We start from the raw sequence: 1,065 nt of genomic DNA, 5'->3' as shown, positions 1-1,065 counted from the left end.
TAGCGGGCGGCCGGAAGGTGAATGCTAGGCATGATCTAACCCTCGGTCTCTGGCGTCGCGACTGCGAAATTTCGCGAGGGTTTCCGAGAAGGTGATTGCGCTTCGCAGATCTCCAGGCGCGTGGGTGCGGACGTAGTCAGCGCCATTGCCGATCGCGTGAAGTTCCGCCGCAAGGCTCGCTGGACCCAGATCCTTTACAGGAAGGCCAACGGTGGCGCCCAAGAAGGATTTCCGCGACACCGAGACCAATAGCGGAAGCCCCAACGCCGACTTCAGCTTTTGAAGGTTCGACAGCACGTGCAGCGATGTTTCCGGTGCGGGGCTCAAGAAAAATCCCATCCCCGGATCGAGGATGAGCCGGTCGGCAGCGACCCCGCTCCGTCGCAAGGCGGAAACCCGCGCCTCGAAGAACCGCACAATCTCGTCGAGCGCGTCTTCGGGTCGAAGGTGACCGGTGCGGGTGGCGATGCCATCCCGCTGCGCTGAGTGCATAACCACCAGCCTGCAGTCCGCCTCAGCAATATCGGGATAGAGCGCAGGGTCAGGAAATCCTTGGATATCGTTCAGGTAGCCCACGCCGCGCTTGAGCGCATAGCGCTGGGTTTCCGGTTGGAAGCTGTCGATTGAAACACGGTGCATCTGATCGGACAGGGCGTCTAAGAGCGGCGCAATACGTCTGATCTCATCGGCCGGCGATACAGGCCTCGCGTCCGGATGGCTRGCGGCCGGTCCGACATCCACGACGTCTGATCCGACTCGCAGCATTTCGATCGCCGCGGTGACAGCGCCGGCGGGGTCTAGCCGCCGGCTCTCATCGAAGAAGGAGTCCTCGGTGAGATTCAGAATGCCGAACACCGTCACCATGGCGTCGGCCTCCGCAGCGACTTCCACGATGGGGATCGGGCGAGCAAAAAGGCAGCAATTATGAGCCCCATACCTACAAAGCCCCACGCATCAAGCTTTTGCCCATGAAGCAACCAGGCAATGGCTGTAATTATGACGACGCCGAGTCCCGACCAGACTGCATAAGCAACACCGACAGGGATGGATTTCAGAACCAGAGAA

At 60.5% G+C, this 1,065-nt stretch carries 2 protein-coding genes; both read right to left on the bottom strand.

What is annotated here, in order from left to right; all coding sequences use genetic code 11:
* Positions 1–24: 24 nt before the first annotated feature.
* A complete protein-coding gene (gene sul1, locus DZ860_RS23750; protein WP_000259031.1) occupies positions 25–864 on the bottom strand; it encodes a sulfonamide-resistant dihydropteroate synthase Sul1 in 840 nt (279 codons plus the stop codon).
* The coding region (locus tag DZ860_RS23745; RefSeq protein ID WP_000313105.1) for a DMT family transporter at positions 858–1,065 on the bottom strand (208 nt) is incomplete at its 5' end. The genes DZ860_RS23745 and sul1, both read right to left, overlap by 7 nt.

This window comes from Vibrio sinensis (assembly GCF_003605645.1).
In the GTDB taxonomy this organism is placed as follows: domain Bacteria; phylum Pseudomonadota; class Gammaproteobacteria; order Enterobacterales; family Vibrionaceae; genus Vibrio; species Vibrio sinensis.
This window is presented reverse-complemented; position numbering and strand designations above follow the sequence as displayed.